This window comes from Priestia sp. USM5, from assembly GCF_058323215.1.
Window position 1 is genome coordinate 17,195 of the sequence record NZ_JBSGKN010000003.1, and the last position, 21,830, is coordinate 39,024.

Annotated in this window: 19 protein-coding genes; 15 read left to right on the top strand and 4 right to left on the bottom strand. The window is 35.2% G+C overall.

The window, feature by feature from the left end; all coding sequences use genetic code 11:
- The first annotated feature begins 23 nt into the window (after positions 1–23).
- From ACWATA_RS25570 to ACWATA_RS25590, 5 genes are all read left to right on the top strand, one after another.
- Positions 24–1,319, top strand: a complete 1,296-nt coding sequence (locus tag ACWATA_RS25570; RefSeq protein ID WP_047932918.1) for an ABC transporter substrate-binding protein — start codon at positions 24–26, stop codon at positions 1,317–1,319.
- Between the two features lie 54 nt (positions 1,320–1,373).
- Positions 1,374–2,099, top strand: a complete 726-nt coding sequence (locus ACWATA_RS25575; protein ID WP_047932917.1) for a ThuA domain-containing protein — start codon at positions 1,374–1,376, stop codon at positions 2,097–2,099.
- A 23-nt stretch (positions 2,100–2,122) separates the two neighbouring features.
- Positions 2,123–3,175, top strand: coding sequence for a Gfo/Idh/MocA family protein (locus ACWATA_RS25580; RefSeq protein WP_047932916.1), 1,053 nt, complete (start codon positions 2,123–2,125; stop codon positions 3,173–3,175).
- Between the two features lie 209 nt (positions 3,176–3,384).
- Positions 3,385–4,524: an ABC transporter ATP-binding protein gene (locus ACWATA_RS25585; protein ID WP_050690236.1), complete on the top strand. Its 1,140-nt coding sequence runs from the start codon at positions 3,385–3,387 to the stop codon at positions 4,522–4,524.
- A 987-nt stretch (positions 4,525–5,511) separates the two neighbouring features.
- Positions 5,512–6,933, top strand: a complete 1,422-nt coding sequence (locus ACWATA_RS25590; RefSeq protein ID WP_205664377.1) for a DHA2 family efflux MFS transporter permease subunit — start codon at positions 5,512–5,514, stop codon at positions 6,931–6,933.
- Between the two features lie 178 nt (positions 6,934–7,111).
- Here ACWATA_RS25590 and ACWATA_RS25595 read toward each other — a convergent pair whose 3' ends face one another.
- Positions 7,112–7,384 carry an HU family DNA-binding protein gene (locus ACWATA_RS25595; RefSeq protein ID WP_050690234.1) on the bottom strand — a complete coding sequence of 91 codons (273 nt, stop codon included), beginning with the start codon at positions 7,382–7,384 and terminating at the stop codon, positions 7,112–7,114.
- 305 nt (positions 7,385–7,689) lie between these two features.
- Positions 7,690–7,908, bottom strand: coding sequence for a hypothetical protein (locus ACWATA_RS25600; RefSeq protein ID WP_205664378.1), 219 nt, complete (start codon positions 7,906–7,908; stop codon positions 7,690–7,692).
- An 860-nt stretch (positions 7,909–8,768) separates the two neighbouring features.
- On the opposite strand from ACWATA_RS25600, the gene ACWATA_RS25605 reads away from it, so the two are divergent.
- Positions 8,769–8,966, top strand: a complete 198-nt coding sequence (locus ACWATA_RS25605; protein ID WP_473050320.1) for an IDEAL domain-containing protein — start codon at positions 8,769–8,771, stop codon at positions 8,964–8,966.
- A gap of 92 nt (positions 8,967–9,058) precedes the next feature.
- Here ACWATA_RS25605 and ACWATA_RS25610 read toward each other — a convergent pair.
- Positions 9,059–10,215 (bottom strand): IS3 family transposase gene (locus tag ACWATA_RS25610; RefSeq protein ID WP_473050321.1). Its coding sequence is split into 2 segments (ribosomal slippage): positions 9,059–9,942 and positions 9,942–10,215, totalling 1,158 coding nucleotides; the frame shifts between segments, so codons are not numbered across the junction.
- A gap of 325 nt (positions 10,216–10,540) precedes the next feature.
- On the opposite strand from ACWATA_RS25610, the gene ACWATA_RS25615 reads away from it, so the two are divergent.
- The 8 genes from ACWATA_RS25615 (at position 10,541) to ACWATA_RS25650 (ending at position 20,034) form a co-directional block, all read left to right on the top strand.
- Positions 10,541–11,866, top strand: a complete 1,326-nt coding sequence (locus ACWATA_RS25615) for an MFS transporter (RefSeq protein ID WP_473050322.1) — start codon at positions 10,541–10,543, stop codon at positions 11,864–11,866.
- A gap of 28 nt (positions 11,867–11,894) precedes the next feature.
- Entirely contained in the window at positions 11,895–13,034 is a 1,140-nt protein-coding gene (locus ACWATA_RS25620; protein ID WP_473050323.1) for a lactonase family protein, read from the top strand.
- Positions 13,035–13,493: 459 nt separating this feature from the next.
- Positions 13,494–14,363, top strand: coding sequence for a LysR family transcriptional regulator (locus ACWATA_RS25625; protein ID WP_473050324.1), 870 nt, complete (start codon positions 13,494–13,496; stop codon positions 14,361–14,363).
- Positions 14,364–14,614: 251 nt separating this feature from the next.
- Positions 14,615–15,295: an aspartate/glutamate racemase family protein gene (locus tag ACWATA_RS25630; RefSeq protein ID WP_473050325.1), complete on the top strand. Its 681-nt coding sequence runs from the start codon at positions 14,615–14,617 to the stop codon at positions 15,293–15,295.
- A 68-nt stretch (positions 15,296–15,363) separates the two neighbouring features.
- Positions 15,364–16,848 carry an aldehyde dehydrogenase family protein gene (locus tag ACWATA_RS25635; protein WP_473050326.1) on the top strand — a complete coding sequence of 495 codons (1,485 nt, stop codon included), beginning with the start codon at positions 15,364–15,366 and terminating at the stop codon, positions 16,846–16,848.
- Between the two features lie 18 nt (positions 16,849–16,866).
- A complete protein-coding gene (locus ACWATA_RS25640) occupies positions 16,867–18,054 on the top strand; it encodes an iron-containing alcohol dehydrogenase (protein WP_473050327.1) in 1,188 nt (395 codons plus the stop codon).
- A 50-nt stretch (positions 18,055–18,104) separates the two neighbouring features.
- Positions 18,105–18,869 carry an SDR family NAD(P)-dependent oxidoreductase gene (locus ACWATA_RS25645; protein WP_473050328.1) on the top strand — a complete coding sequence of 255 codons (765 nt, stop codon included), beginning with the start codon at positions 18,105–18,107 and terminating at the stop codon, positions 18,867–18,869.
- Between the two features lie 160 nt (positions 18,870–19,029).
- Positions 19,030–20,034, top strand: coding sequence for a quinone oxidoreductase family protein (locus ACWATA_RS25650; RefSeq protein WP_473050329.1), 1,005 nt, complete (start codon positions 19,030–19,032; stop codon positions 20,032–20,034).
- Positions 20,035–20,208: 174 nt separating this feature from the next.
- Here the strand turns inward: ACWATA_RS25650 and ACWATA_RS25655 are convergent, their stop codons facing one another.
- Entirely contained in the window at positions 20,209–20,457 is a 249-nt protein-coding gene (locus ACWATA_RS25655; RefSeq protein WP_473050330.1) for an HPr family phosphocarrier protein, read from the bottom strand.
- A gap of 344 nt (positions 20,458–20,801) precedes the next feature.
- Between ACWATA_RS25655 and ACWATA_RS25660 the strand changes: the two genes are divergently transcribed.
- On the top strand, positions 20,802–21,815 hold the full coding sequence (locus ACWATA_RS25660) for a LacI family DNA-binding transcriptional regulator (protein WP_473050331.1): 1,014 nt from the start codon (positions 20,802–20,804) through the stop codon (positions 21,813–21,815).
- Positions 21,816–21,830 lie beyond the last annotated feature (15 nt).

Sequence of the window (21,830 nt, forward strand, 5' to 3'; positions counted from 1 at the left end):
ATGAAACCCAGGAGGTAATAAGAATGGCTTTTAAAATCAAAAAGTTCACATTAGCAGCAAGTATATTATCTGCATCTCTTCTTCTCTCAACAGCATGTTCAAATGAAAGTGCATCTGGAAATAAAGCTAGCAGTGACAGTAAAAGCGATAAAGTAGTGATTGACTTATTTCAAGGTAAAGTTGAAATTGCTGATCAGTTGAAAACCTTAACAGACCAATATACAAAAGAACATCCCAATGTAACATTTAATATTGAAACAGTAGGCGGAGGAGCAGATGGTGCTGCAGCGTTAAAAGCTAAATTTGCATCTGGAAAGGCGCCGGATATCTTTGGTAATGGAGGTTATCAAGAAGCTCAAACATGGAAAAACAAACTAGAAGATCTATCGGATCAACCTTGGGTAAAAGATGCTTATGACGGTTCATTGGATCCTATGACAATAGATGGAAAAGTGTATGGGCAGCCAATTAACCTTGAGGGATATGGTTTTACATACAATAAAGACCTATTTAAAAAAGCAGGTATTAAAGAACTACCAAAAACATTTTCAGAGCTAGAGGCAGCAGCTAAAAAGCTGAAGGCTGCTGGAATTACTCCTTTCTCTATTGGTTATGGGGAATGGTGGGTACTAGGAACTCATGGTCTAAATATTCCGTTTGCCTATCAAAAGGATCCTGATGCCTTTATTAAAGGATTAAATAACGGAACGGCTAACATCGAAGGAAATGAAAGATTCGCACAATATCTTAAACTATTAGACTTAACTGTTAAATATGGAAATAAAAATCCATTAACAACAGACTATAATACACAAGTTACAAAGTTTGCAAGCGGAGAAACCGCAATGATTCAACAAGGGAATTGGATTCAACCCATGATTGATAAACTTAATCCAAACATGAATGTAGGAATTCTACCAATGCCTCTTAGTAATAATAAAGCAGAAACAGATAAATTAGCAATCGGAGTTGCAAGCAACTGGGTAATTTATAATAAAGCACCTGAAGCCGATAAAAAAGCAGCAAAGGATTTCTTAAACTGGATGGTTACATCTGATGAAGGCAAGCGAGCTTTAGTTGAAGATTTTAAATATGTGCCTGCCTTTAAAACAATTGAAGCAAAAGATATCGGACCATTAGGTAATGAACTAGTTAAATATTTAGATGAGGGAAATACTCTTTCTTGGGAATGGACTAAGTTCCCAGATGGCGTTATACAAAAATTCGGTTCGAACTTACAAGAGTATGTTGGTGGTCAAAAATCTAAAAAAGAAGTGTTAAAAGCTTTAGATAGCAGTTGGAATGAATTAAAAAAATAATGGTGATAAAAATTGGGATTTTAATGAATTCAAATAGAAAAGGAGTTTTTGATAATGATAAACGTAACCGTATGGAATGAAAATCGACATGAACAAAAAAATCCAGTGGTAAGGGAAGTCTATCCTGAAGGTATACACGGTGCGATTGCAGGATTTCTCCAAGAGTCAGGATTTAATGCGAAAACAGCTACATTAGATGAAGTCGAGCATGGTTTAACAGAGGCTGTATTAAAAGAAACAGATGTACTAATTTGGTGGGGGCATTTAGCTCATGATGAAGTAGACGACGTAGTCGTTAAAAAAGTCCAGCAACGTGTATTAGATGGAATGGGTTTAATTGTGCTGCATTCGGGTCATTTCTCTAAAATTTTCAAAACATTAATGGGCACAAGTTGTGATTTAAAGTGGCGCGAAGCAGATGAAAAAGAGCGTCTTTGGGTAACAGATCCTAGTCATCCGATTACAGAAGGCATTTCAGAATATATTGAACTAGAACGTGAAGAAATGTATGGAGAACATTTTGATATTCCGGCTCCAGATGAATTAGTCTTTACCAGTTGGTTTGAAGGTGGCGAAGTTTTCCGCAGTGGTTGTACCTATAAAAGAGGAAATGGTAAAATTTTCTACTTTAGACCAGGACATGAAACATATCCAACGTACCACAATAAAGATATTCAACGTGTCATTATGAATGGTGTTAAATGGGCACAACCGGTTGACAGAAAACGACCTATATACGGAAATGCAACACCACTTGAACGAATTGCAGTGAAAAATTAAGAAAAACAAGGGGGAGAATGAATATGAAAACAGTAAAAGTAGGCATTATCGGTTGTGGAAGCATCGCTCAACATCGTCATTTACCAGAATATAAAATGAATAAAGAAGTAGAGATTGTGGCAGTTTGCGATATAAACGAACAGCGTGCCCTTGAAGTTGCTGATCAGTATGGTGCAAAAGCATATATCAATTATGAGGAATTACTCACAAGTGGTACGGTGGATGCCGTAAGTGTTTGTACACCGAACTATTTACACGCACCTATTTCAATTGCAGCGTTAAACAATGGTGTTCATGTATTGTGTGAAAAACCAATGGCTACCTCAAAAGAAGAATCCCAGGCTATGATCCAAGCATCAAAAGAAAGTGGTAAGAAGCTTATGATTGGTCACAATCAGCGCTTTGTTTCCTCTCATCAAAAAGCACGTAAGCTCATTGAGAGTGGAGAAATTGGAAGAATATACAGTTTCCGCACCACATTTGGTCACGGCGGACCTGAACAATGGAGTGTAGATGGAAAAGAGAGCTGGTTCTTCAAAAAGGATGAAGCATTTATTGGAGCGATGGGAGATTTAGGTGTTCACAAGACAGATTTACTTCGTTATCTTCTTGGTGAAGAAATCGTGGAAGTCGGTGCATTTGTACAAACGAGTGCCAAAGATTTTGCGAACGTCGATGACAATGCAGTATGTATGTTGAAAACAGAAAGTGGCATTATTGGTACCCTTGCAGCAAGTTGGGCTTACGTAGGTAAAGAAGATAACTCCACTATTATTTATGGTGAAAAAGGAATTATTCGCTTAGAAGATCATCCAACATATTCTTTGATTGTCCAATATGCTACAGGGGAAGTAGTCAATTATGAACTTGGCAAAATTCAATCGAATGATGAAGGCGGTCAAAGTAATACACATGTGATTGAGGAGTTTGTATCGGCTATTTTAGAAGATAAAGAGCCTGCTGTTTCAGGAGAAGAAGGAGCAAAATCTCTCTCTGTTATTCTAGCAGCTTTAGAATCTCATGAAACCAAACAAATTGTAAGTACCGTTTTAGGGATAAAAGAGCCAGTTGTTTAAAAGCTGGCAGAACAAACTTACAAATGGTTTTAATTGAGGAATCATCTCCACAGGTGTGGTGGGCATAACAAGTAAAAGCTTAATTTTCTTGGAAGAATGCTGTGGTATGGATCTATTTGTTCTATATCACAACATTCTTCAAATTTAAATTATCATAAAATTCTAACACAAAACAGACTAAAAATCTCTGGTTCAAGGGGGAGAAAGTAATGGCAGGGTTAAGTTTAAATCATATCTATAAAATTTACGATAAAGATGTAACAGCAGTGAAAGACTTTAATCTTCAGATTGAAGATAAAGAATTTATTGTCTTTGTTGGTCCATCTGGTTGTGGGAAGTCAACTACTCTTCGCATGATTGCGGGACTCGAGGAAATTTCAAAAGGTGACTTTTTTATCGATGGTAAACGTGTAAACGACGTAGCACCAAAGGATCGTGACATTGCGATGGTCTTCCAAAACTATGCTTTATATCCACATATGAGTGTCTATGAAAACATGGCATTCGGTCTGAAATTACGTAAATTCGCAAAAGAGGAGATTGATCGTCGTGTACAAGAAGCAGCCCGTATCCTTGGTCTAGAACAATACTTGGAGCGTAAACCAAAGGCCCTTTCAGGTGGTCAACGTCAACGTGTTGCCTTGGGTCGTGCAATTGTCCGTGATGCAAAAGTATTTTTAATGGATGAGCCTTTATCTAACTTAGATGCAAAACTGCGCGTCCAAATGCGCTCTGAAATTGCTAAACTACATCAGCGTTTACAAACCACTACGATTTACGTTACACATGATCAAACAGAAGCGATGACTATGGCAACGCGCCTTGTTGTCATGAAAGACGGGGTTGTTCAACAAGTGGGCGCACCTAAAGAAGTATATGACGAACCTGCGAATGTATTTGTTGGAGGCTTTATTGGTTCTCCTGCGATGAACTTCTTTACTGGCACCTTAAAAGAGGGTATGTTCCAAATGGGCCCAGTCCGCCTTGAAGTGCCGGAAGGGAAAATGAAAGTATTACGTGAGCAAGGGTATAGAAGTGAAGAAATGATTTTAGGTGTTCGTCCAGAAGATTTTCATGATGAGCCAGTTTTTATTGATGCCTCACCAAATACAACGGTAAATATTAAAGTGGAAGTGGCTGAGTTAATGGGTGCTGAAATAATGGTGTACTCACAAATTAATGGTCAAAGTTTTGTTTCGCGCGTAGATGCTCGTACAGAAGTAAAAGCAGGTCAACAAATGAAGTTAGCTATAGATATGAACAAGGTTCACTTCTTTGATAGTAAAACGGAGACCCGGATTCCTCTTCCTATGAAAGCAAATAAAAGAAGAGAGACTGTCGTCCTGTAACATATGTATGAATACAAAATATAAATAAGTGAATTTATATAGTAGATAGACGGTAAAAGTAACATATAAGAGAGATACGGAATGCAAAAAGAAAAGAAGATTGTATATATTCAGGTGGTAGTTAGAGGTAATGCCATATATACTAAAGGATGTTCCAATCGTAAAAAAACTACTCAGTGGATGATTATCACAATAACAAAAAAAATTTGTCAGGCATTCTGTTTGAAAAGAATATAAAAACATACAAGAAATTATTATCAAGTAAATCAAAAAGAGCATTGATATTTTCAAAGTGCTCTTTTTTAATTTCAGTAAGAAATTTATTTTCTATAAGGGGATACAATTTAAATGGCGAAATGTGAAGGAAAGAAAAAAGGGTATAATCAGTCAGACCATTGTTGAGGAACATATCGAGCCACTATAGAAAAATAAGGTGACTTACCTTATAAAATGACATTGTCTTTTGATGACGATATATATATAACAAGAAACCGAGAAATCAATCATTACTTGAAAGAAGAGGTTATATAGTTCAAGTTTAGAAGTCCTTAAAAGAAAATTTAGTGATACTATATTCACCAAAAATCATATGGAGAAAAGAATTCTTAGGCTACTAAAAGGATAAAAGAATAATTGGTTCTGGTAAAAAACTTTAAAATGCCTGCAAGTAAACTCTCAAAACGACATACTGATACTAGTACTCCAAAAAAGAACGTGAGCAGTACGAAGAAGGGGAATTTTTGCCTTTTTATATCTTCCTCAAGTATTTACAACAGAATCTTCGCAGGTGGATTTTTGACCATGAGAATTTTTAAAAGCATATCAATGATTGGTAATATGAAATCATGTATTCTGTAAAAAGAGGCTTTATTTATTCAATTCATACATATTCATTTATAAAATTATAAGCCTTTTTAAATTAAGGTGTAACTTCCTGTAGATACTATATTTTTAATAATAAGTGGAGAAAGGAACGGATAGTAAAAAATGAAACCAACAAGTTATAAACAATCTACAATTGTAATCCTCCTACTTGCAGGAGCTTTTATCTCTATATTAAATCAGACACTTATGATTACGGCTATCCCACCTATTATGAAAGAAATGAATATTACGGCAAATAGCGCGCAATGGCTTACGACTGTATTTATGCTTGTGAATGGGATTATGATCCCTGTGAGTGCCTTTTTATTAGAGCGTTTTTCAACAAGACAGCTCTTTATATCAGCGATGAGTATTTTTGCCTTTGGAACAATAGTTGCAGGAATCGCTCCTAATTTTGAAATTCTATTACTGGGAAGGGTTATACAGTCAAGTGGAGCAGGCGTTATGCTTCCACTCATGCAAACGGTATTCTTAATGATCTTTCCTGTTAATAAGCGCGGTGCAGCAATGGGGTTAGTTGGTCTTGTCATTTCCTTTGCACCAGCGATTGGTCCAGCATTATCAGGATGGGTAACCTCTCATTATTCTTGGAGGGTCCTGTTTTTCATTATTCTACCGATTGCTCTTATCGATATTATCGTTGCATTTTTTGTAATGAAAAATGTAACAGAGGTAACGAAACCAAAAGTGGATATTCTGTCGATTATCTTATCTTCATTGGGGTTCGGAGGCCTGCTCTATGGATTTACGTGCGCCGGAAATGATGGTTGGCTAGCCTTCAGCACACTTACCTCGCTAGGGGTAGGAGTACTGGCACTTGTATTATTTATTACAAGACAATTACGTCTAGAACATCCTATGCTTGAGTTCCGAGTATTTAAGAATTCTATTTTCCCGTTAACTGTGCTCGTTGGAATGATTGTTTTTATGGGGTTGATTGGCGCAGAGACAATTATCCCACTGTTCATGCAAAACATGAGGGACTTTACAGCTTTTGAAGCAGGCTTAGCTCTTTTACCCGGAGCACTAATTACTGGCTTTATGTCACCTATTACAGGAAGGATATTTGATAAAATAGGTGCAAGATGGCTAGCGCTTACTGGTTTAATCATTATTACAGGGTCTTCATTTGCCTTCGCAAATTTAAATCCCTCTACATCTTTTACTTATATCACGGTTTTGTATGGAGTGCGGATGTTCGGCTTATCGATGGTCATGATGCCAGTCGCAACTGCTGGTTTAAATCAGTTACCCAAACGGTTGATTCCTCATGGAGCAGCCATGGATAATACCATGAAAATGATTGCAGCGTCGGTTGGTACGGCAATTCTTGTGACCGTAATGACTAGAACTGCTGAGACTGCTCAACAACGACCAGAAATCGCCCATCCGGATATGTATGGGGCTAATGTAGCGTTTATCGTCATTGCTATTCTCTCCTTAGTAGGCGTTATTATATCTTTCTTTATTAAAGGAAGTAAGTTGCCAGAAAAAGAACTGGAGAAAAACAAGCAGGCAATATAAGTCTAAATGAAAGAGTGATTTAACATGTAGGGATATCTTTAATAATGTATATCTCTTATTCCAAAAATGTTAAAAAACCTTTGCTTTAATAAGCAAAGGTTTTTTATTGTCTACTACATTATCTAAAAATCATGTAGAATTCGTAGAGCTTTTTAACTGAACCATTATTATGAGAAGTTTACTTAACAGCTTCTTTCAATTCTTTTCCTGGCTTGAAGGCTGGAACTTTTGAAGCTGGAATCGTCATTTCTTCACCTGTTTGAGGATTACGGCCTGTACGCTCTGCACGTTCACGCACTTCAAATGTGCCAAATCCAATTAGTTGAATCTTTTCTTCTTTTGCAAGAGTATTAGAAATCGTTTCAAACAAAGCGTCTACAGCTTTTTTCGAATCTTGTTTTGTTAGTTCTGCTTTTGTTGCAACTGCATCGATTAATTCAGCTTTTTTCATAGTTAAATACCTCGTTTCTTACTGGGTAAAGTATGTATAGGTAAAAAATATATCATATTTTCTATATACTGGTCAAACATACGTTCCTTCTCTAAAGTGATTTGAAAAATATATGATAAAAAGTATGCTTGAGATTAGCTCTGTGGCGAAACGAAACCTGTTTAAGTTAGACAATTATTCATCCACTGCAAAATCCATCCCTATATTGTTTTAAAAATTTTAAAATTGTCCTAAACTAGTAAAGTACTTCCAATCACTGAGTTTTAAAAAAGCCTTTGCTCTTTTGGAGCGAAGGCTACTTTTTACTATTCTTTATAAAGGCAATCATAGGCATGAGTACTAGTGGATGAGACAACAAATGTTGGTTGTCCTCTTTGATTTTTATGAAAGACTTTTACACCACAACCCGGACAAGCAAAAAATCCTCTGGAATGCATATAGCTGAATGTTGTGATTTCCTCGGGTTTAAAAACACCCATTTTCGTTCCACAATGAACATATACAGCTTCTTTTACACCTGACATCGGATCACTCCCCTATATACGTTGAGTAGCTTTCTATTTTTAGTATATAAGAAATGAGTGGATAATTTAACCTTTTAAACCAATTAAATATAAGATTCAGAAAGTTATTCCAATCTGGAGTTAAAGAGTAAAAGATAAATTTTTATTTGGGTATCTTAAGATACGCCTTTTTATATAAACAAACGTTGAAATAAAAATAGTTGATATTAAATAAATAGGAAATATCTATTTTTTAAAAAACATTATAGAATTAATTATATATGTTTAATAATAATTAATTCTATTATATATATGAGAGTAATAGTTAACTTATTTTGTTAAAAAATAGTTTAACTATTACTCCTTATGTAGAAAAACTGCGTATTTGTCGTCAAGTAGAGTAAATAATAAAACTATAATTTTTATAACATAGTTTATTCATTTACTTCTTAATATAAAATACGTCAATTTTGTATCTTTAATAAAGATTATATTATTAAAGATACATTTATAATAAATATTTATAAATTTTCTACTGAATTATTATAAATATAAAAATTTCTTAAAAGTTAAATAGAAGATAGAGTGGTATATGGTAAAAGGTGAAAATCTCTATTTGTCGTCACTAAGAGTAAATAATAAAACGTTAATCTTCAAAAGTTTATTTTTATCTTTTCTTCTAATGAATTAAGTATTAATTAGGTACTTATATTTCTTTATCTAATTGAAGACATATGAAAAATATCTAAAAGGAATATAGGAGTGTAATCATGCATATTACATATTATTCTATGTCTCACTTCATCTATCAACCTTGCATAAAAAGAGTGCAAAAAGGAATACTGTTTGCAAAAGAGAAAAGATAAAGGGGTTGAAGTTTTATGGAGAATAATGTTCTTAATGAAATGGATCGAGTCGATCCAAGTTTACGTGATGAAATGTTGGCTGAATTATTTTTGGAACAGATTGTGAAGGATTTTAAAAAAAGTAAGATCCTTGAGAAAATTGATTATTCCTTAAAAAAGAAAGATAAAAAATCTTTTTTGCTTTTAACAGAGGAACTTAAATCTTTATCTTGATAAAAATATTATATATAGAAGAAACTCGTCAAAAAAAGCCTTTGCTCATGAGGGACTGACCCCTAATTTCGAGACAGGGATCAAAACACCTTTTAAACAGCCAGTTTTCGGTATTGTACCGGCGACTGGTTGTTTAGTTTTGTTTGAATACGGATATGGTTATAATAAGTAATATAATTTTCGACGGTTTGTTCTACGATGGCAGTCGTAGTACATGTTAACTCGTCGAGGTAAAACGTTTCAGACTTTAGGATGGAATGAAACGATTCAATGGAGGCATTATCAGCTGGTGTCCCTTTACGGGACATACTCATGATGATGCCTCTTTCTTTGACTTTTTGTTGATACGCATAGGACGTGTAAACCGAACCTTGGTCGCTATGCAACGTACATCCTTCAGGCAAAGGAGGGAGTTGACTTAATGTATCTAAAACAAATTCTACGTTTTGGCAATCACCAATGGAGTACGCAATAATTTCCCCATTAAATAAATCTTGAACACTTGAAAGATACAACTGTTTGGGTCCAAAAGGCAAGTAGGTAATATCCGTAACCAGCTTTTGAAGAGGGCGCTCTGCTCGGAAATTACGGTTTAACACGTTTTCTACAACCTGATAAGGTTGTCCTGTTTGTTTCCGTTTTTTTCTTTTTACTCGGCATTGCCAACTGTATTTCTGCATAACACGCTGCACGGTTTTATGGTTGATATGCATGTTTTGATTGAGTAACGCTGTAATTTTTCGATATCCATATCGAAATTTATGGTTGCGGCACTGTTCACCAATTTTTCGTTCGATTCGTTTTTTTCTCTTCATTTCTTCTCGTTGCTCATTTTTCTGCCAACGATAATAAGTAGATCGAGGAACCCCTAGGCACTGACAGATTTGAGAGATCGGCAACTGCTTTTTTAATTCTTCCACTACATTCAATACAACTTCTCGTACCACTCCCTTTCCAATTCTTTGTACTTTTTTAACACGTCATTCTGTTGCTTTAAATATTGATTTTCAGCTTTTAACGTTGATAAAGCATCTTGAGAATGGGACCCCTTTTGATGGGTGTAGCTTTGCCCAACGGGCTGTGCTAAACGATAGGCTTCTCCATTTTTATGCCATCTCATCCATGTTTTAAGCTGCGTACGATTGCGAATCTGTAACGTTTCCATCACTTCTTTGACGGGGATTCCTGCCAATCTCATTTCAATTGCTTTTAATTTCACTTCTACTGGATAGCTTACTCTTGTCCCCATAGAAAAAACACCTCCAAGTTATTGTTAGGTACTACATACCCGTTTTTTAACTTAAAGGTGTTTTTTATTTGTCTCGCTCCATGGGGTCAGTCCCTGAGGAGCAAAGGCTTTTTTTAATGATAAAGAGTTTATTGTGTCCCAGATAATTAGTTAGTTATTCAAATATTGGATAGCTGACAATAGTTTTTAACTATTTTTCTATTTAAAATTTAAACGGTAAAATTTAAATATTCTTAATTGAGAATTTTTTGTGAACTTTATTCGTAAATGTTAGCGCTATCTTTTTATGGATTCTTTATTATTTATTTTTTAGGAGGACTATTTAGTGAAAAAAAAACAAGGTAAAGCACGTTGGTTGATTCTCCTGGTAATTTGTTTTATGTATTTGATTACTTTTATGGATAGAACAAATATTTCAATAGCTGCTCCATACATTTCAAAGGAGTTTGAATTTAATCAAGTCACCATGGGTTTTATATTTAGTGCATTTACATGGGCATATGCTATTGGACAAGTACCCGGAGGCTGGCTTGGAGATAAATTTGGTCCTAGAAATATCCTCACCATAATAGTCTCTTTTTGGTCCTTAATGACCATGGTAACTGCTCATGCTGTAGGTTACTATTCCTTTTTAATTATTCGTTTTTTATTTGGCTTAGGAGAGGCCGGAGCTTTTCCTACTGCTACAAGAGCCATGCAACTATGGTTTGCTAAGGAAGAACGAGGATTTGTTCAAGGGCTTACACATGCATTTAGTCGTTTAGGTGCTGCCATTGTTCCTCCTCTTGCAGTTAGTATTATTGCATTGTGGGGGTGGAGATCTTTATTTTATATATTTGGTGTTGCAGGTATTATCTGGGCTATTCTTTTCTTTATTGTTTATAGAAATATTCCTGAAGAACATAAATGGGTCAAAAAAGAAGAATTGGTACATATCCGAGGGCTAGATGAAAAAGGTAATGTAAATAAACCAATCAACTTAAAAAACAATGCCAAAGTACCTTGGAAAGCTATTTTTTCATCTTCTAATATGTGGTTTCTTATGATTGTATGGTTCTGCTGGAATTACGCAAATTACTTTTTCATTACATGGCTACCAACTTATCTGCTTGAATACCGACATTTTTCAGTTGTTAAGATGGGTTTTTTAGCGTCATTACCTTTATTAGCTGGTATGGTGGGGGATCTTGTTGGTGGGTTTGTTAGTGACAAGGTTTTGAAAAGGTCCAATAGTATAAAGTTGGCTCGTAAAGTAGTTGCTATACCAGGGTTAATTGGTGCAGCCATTTGTCTGATTCCTGCGGCTACAATTGAAAATCCACTTATGTCTGTCTATTGCCTTTCAGCATCTGCTTTTTTCTTGGAGTGTGTAAATTCAACTACATGGGCAACAGCTATGGATGTTGGGGGAGAATACTCTGGAACCGTATCTGGAGTAATGAATATGGCCGGTAATATTGCAGGTGCACTATCTCCAATTATTTTTGGAATTCTGGTGCAAGGGGGTTCTTGGAATCTACCATTTTATATTTCAACAGGAATACTATTAGTTGGATCATTTATTTGGGCTTTTTTCCTTAACCCTAATAGATCTGTAGTTGAAAAGCTAAATTTGAAGGAAAAAATAACTTTAAAGGAACACGTAAAATAATATTGTATAGTATAGGGGCGAGAATATCATGGATTTTCATTATAAACAACAAGATAAGAGTTCAATTAAAAATACACATCCTATGTATGCTTATGTAGGCTGCCGTACAACTAAGGAGCGTAACGCCAGAGGAAAAGGAATTAATGTGTATCGAATGAACCAAGTCACAGGGACCTGGACTCATTTACAACTGGTAGAAAATATTATTAATCCTACATTTCTCGCATTTGATCGTAATGAACAATTTCTGTATGTGGTTCACGGGGATTATAGTGAAGTAAGTTCATTCCATGTTGATAAGTTAACAGGAAGACTTACATTTATAAATCAACAATCAACTGAAGGGAAAAATCCTGTACATCTAGTTGTGGATCCTACCAACCAATATTTAATTGTAGCAAATTATATGACAGGCACATTAGGTGTTCTTCCGATTAATTCTAATGGATCTTTAAATCCAGTTTGTGACTTAGTCAAGATGCCTACTGCTCTTAAACATCCTACCGTCGATTTATTTTCCAAACAAGGTGTATCGCATCCTCATCACACACCATTCGATCGCGACGGGCGGTTTGTTATAGTACCTGACTTAGGATTAAATAAAATTTTTATTTTTACACTAGATACTTCTTTAGGAAAACTTATTCCTCATAATCCAGCTTTTGTAGAAACGCCTATAGGATCAGGGCCTCGGCATATAGATTTTCACCCAATTTCCTCATATGCATACGTGGCAAACGAGCTTGATTCCACGGTAGGCGTCTATCATTATAATTCAGAAAATGGGGAATTTAAACAAGTTCAAATAGTTGAAGCCCTAAAAGATGGGAATTCTGAAAATACTTTAGCTGAAATTGTTGTAGCGCCCTCTGGTGATTTTTTATATGTATCAAATCGTGGACAAGATAGTATAACTACGTTTTCTATTAATCAAAAGACTGGATTAATTTCGTATGAGAATTCTGAATCAACATTAGGAAAGACTCCACGTTTCTTTACAATAGATCCAAACGGTAATTTTCTTTATGTCGCTAATGAAGATAGCGATACCATCATCACATTTAAAGTGGATAAAGAAACAGGAAAACTTACTAACACTGGGAAAATTATAGAAAGTGAAAGCCCGGTATGTATTGTTTTTTCTGGCAATCAAAATGAAAAAATTTAGAGGTGAGGAATTAGGTATTGGAGATATACTGCAGCGTATGGGGGCTTTAATAGCCGTGATGACAATAATTCTTAACATCTTTATTGAGAATTTCGTTATAGCTACTCTAATAATTATTACTTGTGAAGCTCTTATTGTGATTGGGTATTTTTTTAATAAGAAAAAAATTAAGAATTCATTACCAAGTAATAATTGTAAAAAATTATAAGTAGTAGACAATCTAAATAATAAGTTTATAACCCATAGAATAAATTTCTATGGGTTTTGTACGCAAAATAAGTCTGTCAGTAACATTAACTAACTTAAATACTTAATTATAATAAATAACATTGATTAATAAAATATTTAAATAAATTTGGTTACTTAACAATACTTATATTACAATATAAAAAGGAATGAGATAATAAAATTATTATTACTTAATTATAAAATACTTCTATATTAAGGGAAGGATAAGATATGGATTATAGAGATTGGGAAATAATAAGAATCCTCTACCAACAAAAGAATATTACAAAGGCATCTCAGGTTTTGTTTATTTCTCAACCTGCTCTAACAAATAGGTTAAAGCAAATAGAAGAAGAGCTTGGAGTTAAATTATTTAATCGAGGTAGATGGGGAGTCCAATTTACTCCTCAAGGTGATTACCTTGCGAGTTGCGCTGAAGAAGCTCTTAAATATTATCGACAGGTGAAAGAAAACTTAAGTAACATGAGTAATGACTATACAGGTACATTAAGGCTAGGCGTGTCTAATTTTTTTACTAAGTATAAACTTCCATATATTTTAAAATTATTTCAAGAGCAGTATCCCCGTGTAGAATTCAAGGTAATGACTGGTTGGAGTAGTCAAGTGTTTAAGGCTATCTATAATCAGGATGTCCATATAGGATTTGTTAGGGGTGATTACAATTGGAAGGAACAAAAGCACCTACTGTTTGAAGAAAACGTGTGCATAGCTTCTAAAAAAAAGCTCGATATAAATGACCTCCCTAACTTACCAAGAATTGATTACAAAACTGACTATGTACTAAAATCTCTAGTGGATAATTGGTGGACAGAAAACTATTCGCAGGCCCCTCTGATCAGTATAGAGGTTGATCAGGTTGATACATGTAAAGAAATGGTGGTCAATGGCTTAGGCTACGGTATTTTGCCTAACTTGATACTTAATGGGATTGAAGGATTACATAAAATTAATTTAACAGACTCCAAAGGAAATCCTATCTTACGTCGAACATGGATGTATTATCATGAACAAACATTAGAGTTAAATTTAGTAAAAGCATTTGTTAATTTCATCAGGGACTTAGACTTAAACGATGGTTAATAATTATTGAGAAGATCAAAACGATTTTAGGCTATTCGTATGAATAGCTAAAAATCGTTTTTTTTTTACTTAGTTATTTTTAAATGAATTATAGTTATTTAAATAATTGATAGTTAGCCATAAAGTATAGATATTTTTTTTATGTTTTATCTTATGATAGGATTTTTACATAAGCAAATGTTTATTTTTAATAAACTCCTTATACAAGCAAGATTAACAGTATTAAATACTTTAAAAGGGAGGGCAATAATATGGAAAAAACCAAATATCGAGTTGGACTTATTCACGCTACAATGAACTCCGTCCAACCAATACTTAAAGCATTTAGTGATTATGCACCTCATATTACATTAAAGAATTTCATGGATGAGAGTCTTATTTTCGAGTTGAATGAGACAGGAATTGTTACAAAAGACATGAAAAGACGTTTATTAAATCTAATAGAAAAAGCTGTAAAAAGTGAGGTAGATGGGATTCTGTTAACCTGCTCATCTTTTACTCCTGTTGTGGCAGAAATCAGCCACTTATTCGATGTACCTATCTTAAGCGCAGATTTAAGTATGTTAGAAAAAGCAGTTGATATGGGTAGTCAGATTGGTGTAATTGCTACAGTAGAAGCTGCAGGACCAACTACAACTAGATTGTTAGAAGGAGTTGCTAAGGAAAGAGGCAAGAACGTTAGAATCGAAACTAAGGTCATCGCTGAAGCTTTTCAAGCTCTTCAAAATGGAGATCGTCATAAACATGATGAACTTATTCAAAAAGAAATACTTATGTTGTCAGATGATTGCGATGTAATTATCTTAGCACAATTTTCAATGGCTCGAGCATTAGAGACTTTAGGAACTGCTTCAAAACCTGTATTAACTAGTCCAGAAATCAGTGTGAAGGCAATCGTTGATAAAGTATCAAAAGTAGAATTGGCAAAGTAGGGCAAATAAATTCAATTTCAATCAATAACAATTACTATCAACATTTTTAAGTCTGAAAATTCAGTCTTATGAGGTATGTGTTTCAAAAAAAGGAGGATTTTAAAGTGATCAGTACCGATTTAAAACATATAAGCTCCCTAATTAATGGAGAAGAAATCGTTCGTTCAGGTATGAAAACAATGGATGTTACTAGTCCGTTTGACGGAAAAGTAGTAGGAACAGTTAGTTTAGCTACTCGTGAAGATGCAGAAAGAGCTATTGAAACAGCATATAGAGTATTTCACGAAACAATGAAAGCCCTACCATCTTATCGACGTTCTGATATTCTTCGTAAAGTAGGAAAGTTGCTAGAAGAAAGAACAGAAGAATTTGCTCAAGTCTTAGCATTAGAGGCTGGAAAGCCAATTCGTGATGGCCGAGGGGAAGTTGGAAGAGCCGTACAAGTATTGCTCTTCGCAGCTGATGAAGCTAAGAAAATCGAAGGTGAAGTTGTTCCAATGGATGCTGCTATTGGTGGAGAAAATCGGATTGGTATGGTTCGTCGTAATCCTATCGGGGTTATTTCGGCTATCACACCTTTTAACTTCCCATTAAACCTAGCTTTACATAAATTAGCTCCAGCCTTTGCGGCAGGCAATACAGTCGTATTAAAACCAGCAGGTAAAACACCACTTTCTTCTTACATGCTTGTTAAATTATTTGAGGAAGCTGGGTTACCTAAAGGAGCTTTAAACTTAGTAATTGGAAATGGTTCAGAAATAGGGGACGTTTTAGTGACAGATCCTCGTATCAGTAAGGTCACTTTTACGGGAAGTCCATCTGTAGGGATTAACCTTCGTCAAAAAGCTGGATTGAAAAAAGTAACATTAGAGCTGGGATCAAACTCTCCAAATATTATCTTTAATGATGGTGATGTAAACGAGGCTGCTAAAGGGTTGGTTCGTGGGGCTTTTGCATTCTCAGGTCAAGTTTGTATCTCGGCTCAACGAATTTATGTTCAGCGTGATGTCTATCAAACATTCTTAGACCAGTACGTATCTTTAGTACAAGACTTAATTATTGGAGATCCAGTCGAAGAAAGAACGGATATTGGTCCAATGATAAGTGAAAAAGAAGCAATTCGAGCAGAAGAATGGATACGCGAAGCTGAAAAAGCTGGTGCAAAGGTAGTCACTGGAGGAAATCGAGAGGGAACTTTACTAGAGCCTACGATTCTTGTAGATGTAACCCCTGAAATGAAGGTAGTGTGTCAGGAAACATTTGCTCCAATTGTTTCAGTCATTCCTTTTGATACAGAAGAAGAAGTTGTTGCTTTTGCTAATGATTCTGATTTTGGTTTACAAGCAGGTGTATTTACTACTGATATTAACCGTGCTATGCGTGTAGCTGACAGTCTAGAAACAGGTGGAGTTTGGATTAATGAGACTTCCACGTACCGACAAGATAATTACCCTTATGGTGGCGTGAAATTAAGTGGAGTGGGAAAAGAAGGCGTGAAGTATGCAATTGAAGATATGACTGAAATTAAGTTTGTTGGAATTAAATTAACATAAACATAAGGAGGAAGGAACATGACAATTTCTTATTTTCGTACAGCTGAAACATTAGTTACTGGGTCTGGATCTATTTCAAAAATAGGAGAAGAAGCTAAAAAGTTAAATGCAACAAAAGTAATTATTATTACAGATAAAGTCATTCGTCAGACGGGTCTGTTATCAAAAGTAATAAATCCTTTAGAAGAAGCTGGTTTGGCAACAGATGTTATTGATGATGTAGTACCTGAGCCTCCTTTTGAGAATTTAGAACAAATGATTACTCAAATTGAAGGTAAAGGCTATGATCTCCTAGTTGGCGTAGGTGGAGGAAGTGCACTTGACATCGCTAAGGTCCTTTCTATCATGCTAACAAACCATGAAGATGTAAGAGATTTAGTCGGAATTGAGAAAGTGAAAAATCCAGGAGTACCTACTATCTTAGTACCTACTACCTCTGGAACAGGTTCCGAGGTTACCTACAATGCTATTTTCACTGACATTCGCGACAAAGTTAAAAAAGGGATTGTAAGTCCATATTTACTTCCTAAAGTAGCAATTGTAGATCCAGAATTGACGTTAACCGTTCCACCTTCAGTTACAGCAGCAACTGGAATGGATGCTCTTGTTCATGCTGTTGAGTCGTATACAGCTATCCGTGCTGGTGAACTAACAGATGGAATTGCTTTACAAGCTATTAAGTTAATTTCCCGTTCGTTACGAAAGGCTGTATACAATGGCAAAGATCTGAAAGCACGCGAGGATATGGCAATGGGAAGTCTACTGGCTGGTATTTCTCTTGGCAATGCAGGCGTCGGTGCAGTGCATGCTTTAGCTTATCCACTTGGTGGGAAGTTTAAAGTTCCTCACGGCGTAGCAAACTCTCTTTTACTTCCATTTGTAATGAAATACAACGCCGTTGCAGATTTGGAGAAATTTGCAGAAGTAGCTAAAGCAATGGGAGAAAATGTAGAGGGCCTTTCATTACGTGAGGCTGCAGATCGTGCCGTTCAAGCATTGGCACAGTTATCTAAAGATGTAGGTATTCCATCAAGCCTGAAGGAGGTGGGGGTCACAGCATCAGATATTTCAGATCTTGCAGAAGAGGCAAGTAAAATTGATCGTCTGCTTAATAATAATCCGCGATGGTTAACAGTAAAAGAGATTAAGAAGATTTATGAAGAAGCATATGGTTCAGTAGAAGTTCCAGCCTTAGCCACAACATAATTGAAAAGTATAGGTAAAATTTTTGTTCCATCATACTAGGAGGCAAGGAAATGAGCTATTTCTCTGAGCTAGAAGGAAAAAAAATTCTCGTTGTGGGTGGAAGTAAGGGCATTGGGAAAGATATTGCCCTTGCTTTTGCCAAACTTAAAGCCGATGTTATTATCACCGGCAGAAATGAAGCCGATTTAAACAAAGCAAATGACGAACTTGGTGAATTCAATTCTAATTGTTCCTACCTTACGGCTGATATTCAAAATGTGAACCAAATTTATACCATGATTGATCAGGCGTATGAACGATTAGGTGGAATTGATGTACTTATCAATAATGCAGGAGTTAACATCCCAAAACCTGCGCTGGAAGTCACCGAAGAAGATTGGGATCAAGTATTAGATACAAATTTAAAAGGCACCTTCTTTTGTTCTCAACGGGCCGGAAAGTATATGATTGAACAAGGAAGAGAAGGAAGAATTATCAATATCGTTTCGCAAATGGCTTTTGTAGGTTATATTAAACGCGCAGCTTATTGTTCAAGTAAAGGCGGCGCCGTACAATTAACAAAAGCACTAGCTATTGAATGGGCTGATAAGCGAATCAAGGTGAACGCGGTGGCACCAACCTTTATAGAAACGGACTTTACTAAGAAGATGTTTGATAACAAAGATTTTTATAATGATGTGTTAAGCCGAATTCCATTAGGAGCACTTGCCAAACCTAATGATGTGACAGGCGCCGTATTATTTCTAGCATCTGATATGGCTAGCTTTATAACTGGAGAAACAATCCGTGTCGACGGCGGATGGACTGCAATCTAAGTTTCCAATGTTACCTTTATCGTATCCTACCTAACTAGACGATTTAAATATATGTAAAACTTATATTTAAAATGAAAATAATCCCCCCTTGAGTAAACAGTCCCCCTTACTGTTTATTTGAGGGGGGATTAATTATTAGGAAAATAGGAGGTTTTACTAAATGTATGCAGTTGTTGTTACTGATTATGGAGATACTGAAGTACTTAGATACCAACAGGTTGAGCAACCAAAACCAGGACTAAATCAGGTACTGATAAAAGTTGAGGCAACTAGCGTTAACTTTGCAGATATTAAGGCGCGATATGGAAAAAAGGAGAAAGAATCCCTTCCTTTTATTCCCGGTCTCGATGTTACTGGAACAATTGTTGAAGTTGGAGAAGATGTAAAGGATTTTAAAGTTAACCAACGTGTTATTGCATTTCCTCAAGGGGGATCTTATGCAGAGTATGTTATTGCTAATACTGATTTAACTTTTTTAATTCCAGAAAAATTGGATTTTGTAACCGCAGGCGCTTGTCCAATTGTTTCTTTTACAGCTCATAAGTTGCTATGTGATGTAGGACGAATCATGCTTGGTGAAACAGTTTTAGTTCATGCAGCAGCTGGGGGAATTGGTACCACGGCTATCCAACTGGCTAAAATTTTAGGAGCAGGTAAAGTTATTGGAACTGTGAGTAAGGAAGAAAAAGTATCTGCCGCCCGTCAAGCTGGAGCAGATTATGTAATTAACACATCTAAAAGGAATTTTGTTCAGGATGTTCTAGAGATTACAGAAGGAGAAGGAGTAGATTTAACATTAGATTCTATTGGGGGAAGAGTAACTGAATACAGTTTATTATGCCTAGCGAGATACGGCAGAATAGTTCACTTTGGAAATGCTAGTGGTGAAACTGCTAATATCCAAACAAAAGATCTTCATGCTAGTTGTCGATCGATATTAGGGTTTAGTTTAGGCACAACCAGAAAATATCGACCTTATCTTTTACGTGATACTGCTGAAAAAGTACTGGGTTATATAGAAAGTGGGAAATTAAAAATCACTATTGGAAATCAATTTCCCCTTAAAGAGGCTAAAATTGCCCAAGAATTAATGGAGTCTAGAAACAGTATAGGTAAAATTCTTTTAATTCCACCCTCATCCAGTCTAAATCAAACTAAAGAATAAATTTTCTATTTGAATAAGTCCAGTTCAGAATTTATAGATAATACAAGGTGGGGACTCTCCTGTTAAGAAAAAGGTGTGCAGTGACGTTATAACCTCTTTATATTGGACTCAATATATCTTAGTAAGAGTAAGCATCTTTTATCTTTTATTATAAAAAAGACAAGTATATAGTAATTATATAACGGTAACGGGGAGATTATTTTTCCAAAATACTCGTGACATTGCAATCTTTGCCTCGTCTTCATCTGGACCGTGAACTTCTATTTTAAACGTTTGGGAGTCAAGTACAGCATAGGTTAGACCAAGCATACTTTTTGCGTCTATATTTTTGTTATCTGTCCTTATTACAATACTTGAATCGAACTTATTCGCTGTATCATTAATTTCTACTAATACTTTAGCTAAAGCTTTATTTAAAGTCATATTTTCACTCCTATATAGATATTGTAGATCTACAAATAAATAAAGAAATGATACTAATAAACAGTCCTTTATGTATTCTCTTTTTTTTTCTACATAAAAGACTGTTTTCTTTTAAGTAAAGACCAGCAATACTTACCTTGACAATTAGGAATTACTTACACGAATAAATTATTGAACTGTTCTTTTGAATAAATATATTACAAAGGATAAGAAAATAAAAATACAAAAAGTGTATCGGTAAGCATAATTAAAATGTATTTCTGTATATTGCTCTGAAAAATTAAAATAAAAAGGTACCTGCAACTTAAATTTTCTTAAAGAAATTATTTTTAGGAGGTACTGATTTGAAGAAAACAAAAGTGAATTCAATGAAGGTTGCTAAGCTAGCCGGAGTTTCCCAATCAACAGTCTCACGTGTTTTTAGTTCTAGGGGAACTGTATCTGAGAAAACACGCAATCGTGTATGGGAAGCAGCTGAAGAGTTAGGTTATCGTCCGAATGCTCTCGCCAGGGGATTAATTATGAATGAAACAAAAATGATAGGTGTCGTGGTTAGAGATAAACAAAACTTGCTATACCCAGAAATCTTAGATAAGTTTTCGAAGAGGTTGCGTGAAAAAGGATATTATGTTCTTTTTTCTTATGTTGAAAATGATGAGGTGCAACAAGATGATGTCTTTCAATTTCTCGAATATAACGTAGATGGTGTAATTGCAGTGGATGTTTCATTATCTTCAGCTACTGTCTCAAACCTTTCAAAATCTAACATACCGATTATACTTTTTAATCGTTACAATAAAGATTTTTCTGGTTCTTATCATTTTATAGGTTGTGATAACTATTCAGCTGGTAAATATATTGGAGAGTACTTAATTAGACAAAATCATAATCGGTACGCTTATATTTCAGGTCATTTGATTGACGGAATAGAGGATTATTGTAAAAACGGTTTCTGCGACTCACTTCAACAACATGGTAAAGAAGCCGTTATTACTTTAGAAGATCATACATATGAAGGAGGATATAGAGCTGCCTTACGAGTATTGAATTGTGATTTCCCTTCAGACGCTATATTTTGTGCTAATAACATTATGGCATTCGGAGCAATTGATGCCATTAAAACTTTAGGATTATCAATACCTAAAGATGTATCAATTATAGGAATGCACGATTCTATTATGGCCTCATGGGGACGGTATTCTTTAACAACGTGGCAACAACCATTAGATGAGATGATTGATTTAACAATTAACACATTATTAAATAACATTGAGGGGAAAGTTAAAAGTTTTGTTTCTACTCTTCTCTGTGGAACATTAGTAAAAAGAAGCTCAGTAAGAATTCCATTAGAGACATGAGCAAAAGAGTCATGT

Coding starts and splice junctions, on each gene's coding strand:
- ACWATA_RS25570 (WP_047932918.1), top strand. CDS start 24: ATGGCTTTTAAAATCAAAAAGTTCACATTAGCAGCAAGTATATTATCT.
- ACWATA_RS25575 (WP_047932917.1), top strand. CDS start 1,374: ATGATAAACGTAACCGTATGGAATGAAAATCGACATGAACAAAAAAAT.
- ACWATA_RS25580 (WP_047932916.1), top strand. CDS start 2,123: ATGAAAACAGTAAAAGTAGGCATTATCGGTTGTGGAAGCATCGCTCAA.
- ACWATA_RS25585 (WP_050690236.1), top strand. CDS start 3,385: ATGGCAGGGTTAAGTTTAAATCATATCTATAAAATTTACGATAAAGAT.
- ACWATA_RS25590 (WP_205664377.1), top strand. CDS start 5,512: ATGAAACCAACAAGTTATAAACAATCTACAATTGTAATCCTCCTACTT.
- ACWATA_RS25595 (WP_050690234.1), bottom strand. CDS start 7,384: ATGAAAAAAGCTGAATTAATCGATGCAGTTGCAACAAAAGCAGAACTA.
- ACWATA_RS25600 (WP_205664378.1), bottom strand. CDS start 7,908: ATGTCAGGTGTAAAAGAAGCTGTATATGTTCATTGTGGAACGAAAATG.
- ACWATA_RS25605 (WP_473050320.1), top strand. CDS start 8,769: ATGGAGAATAATGTTCTTAATGAAATGGATCGAGTCGATCCAAGTTTA.
- ACWATA_RS25620 (WP_473050323.1), top strand. CDS start 11,895: ATGGATTTTCATTATAAACAACAAGATAAGAGTTCAATTAAAAATACA.
- ACWATA_RS25625 (WP_473050324.1), top strand. CDS start 13,494: ATGGATTATAGAGATTGGGAAATAATAAGAATCCTCTACCAACAAAAG.
- ACWATA_RS25630 (WP_473050325.1), top strand. CDS start 14,615: ATGGAAAAAACCAAATATCGAGTTGGACTTATTCACGCTACAATGAAC.
- ACWATA_RS25635 (WP_473050326.1), top strand. CDS start 15,364: ATGAGGTATGTGTTTCAAAAAAAGGAGGATTTTAAAGTGATCAGTACC.
- ACWATA_RS25640 (WP_473050327.1), top strand. CDS start 16,867: ATGACAATTTCTTATTTTCGTACAGCTGAAACATTAGTTACTGGGTCT.
- ACWATA_RS25645 (WP_473050328.1), top strand. CDS start 18,105: ATGAGCTATTTCTCTGAGCTAGAAGGAAAAAAAATTCTCGTTGTGGGT.
- ACWATA_RS25650 (WP_473050329.1), top strand. CDS start 19,030: ATGTATGCAGTTGTTGTTACTGATTATGGAGATACTGAAGTACTTAGA.
- ACWATA_RS25655 (WP_473050330.1), bottom strand. CDS start 20,457: ATGACTTTAAATAAAGCTTTAGCTAAAGTATTAGTAGAAATTAATGAT.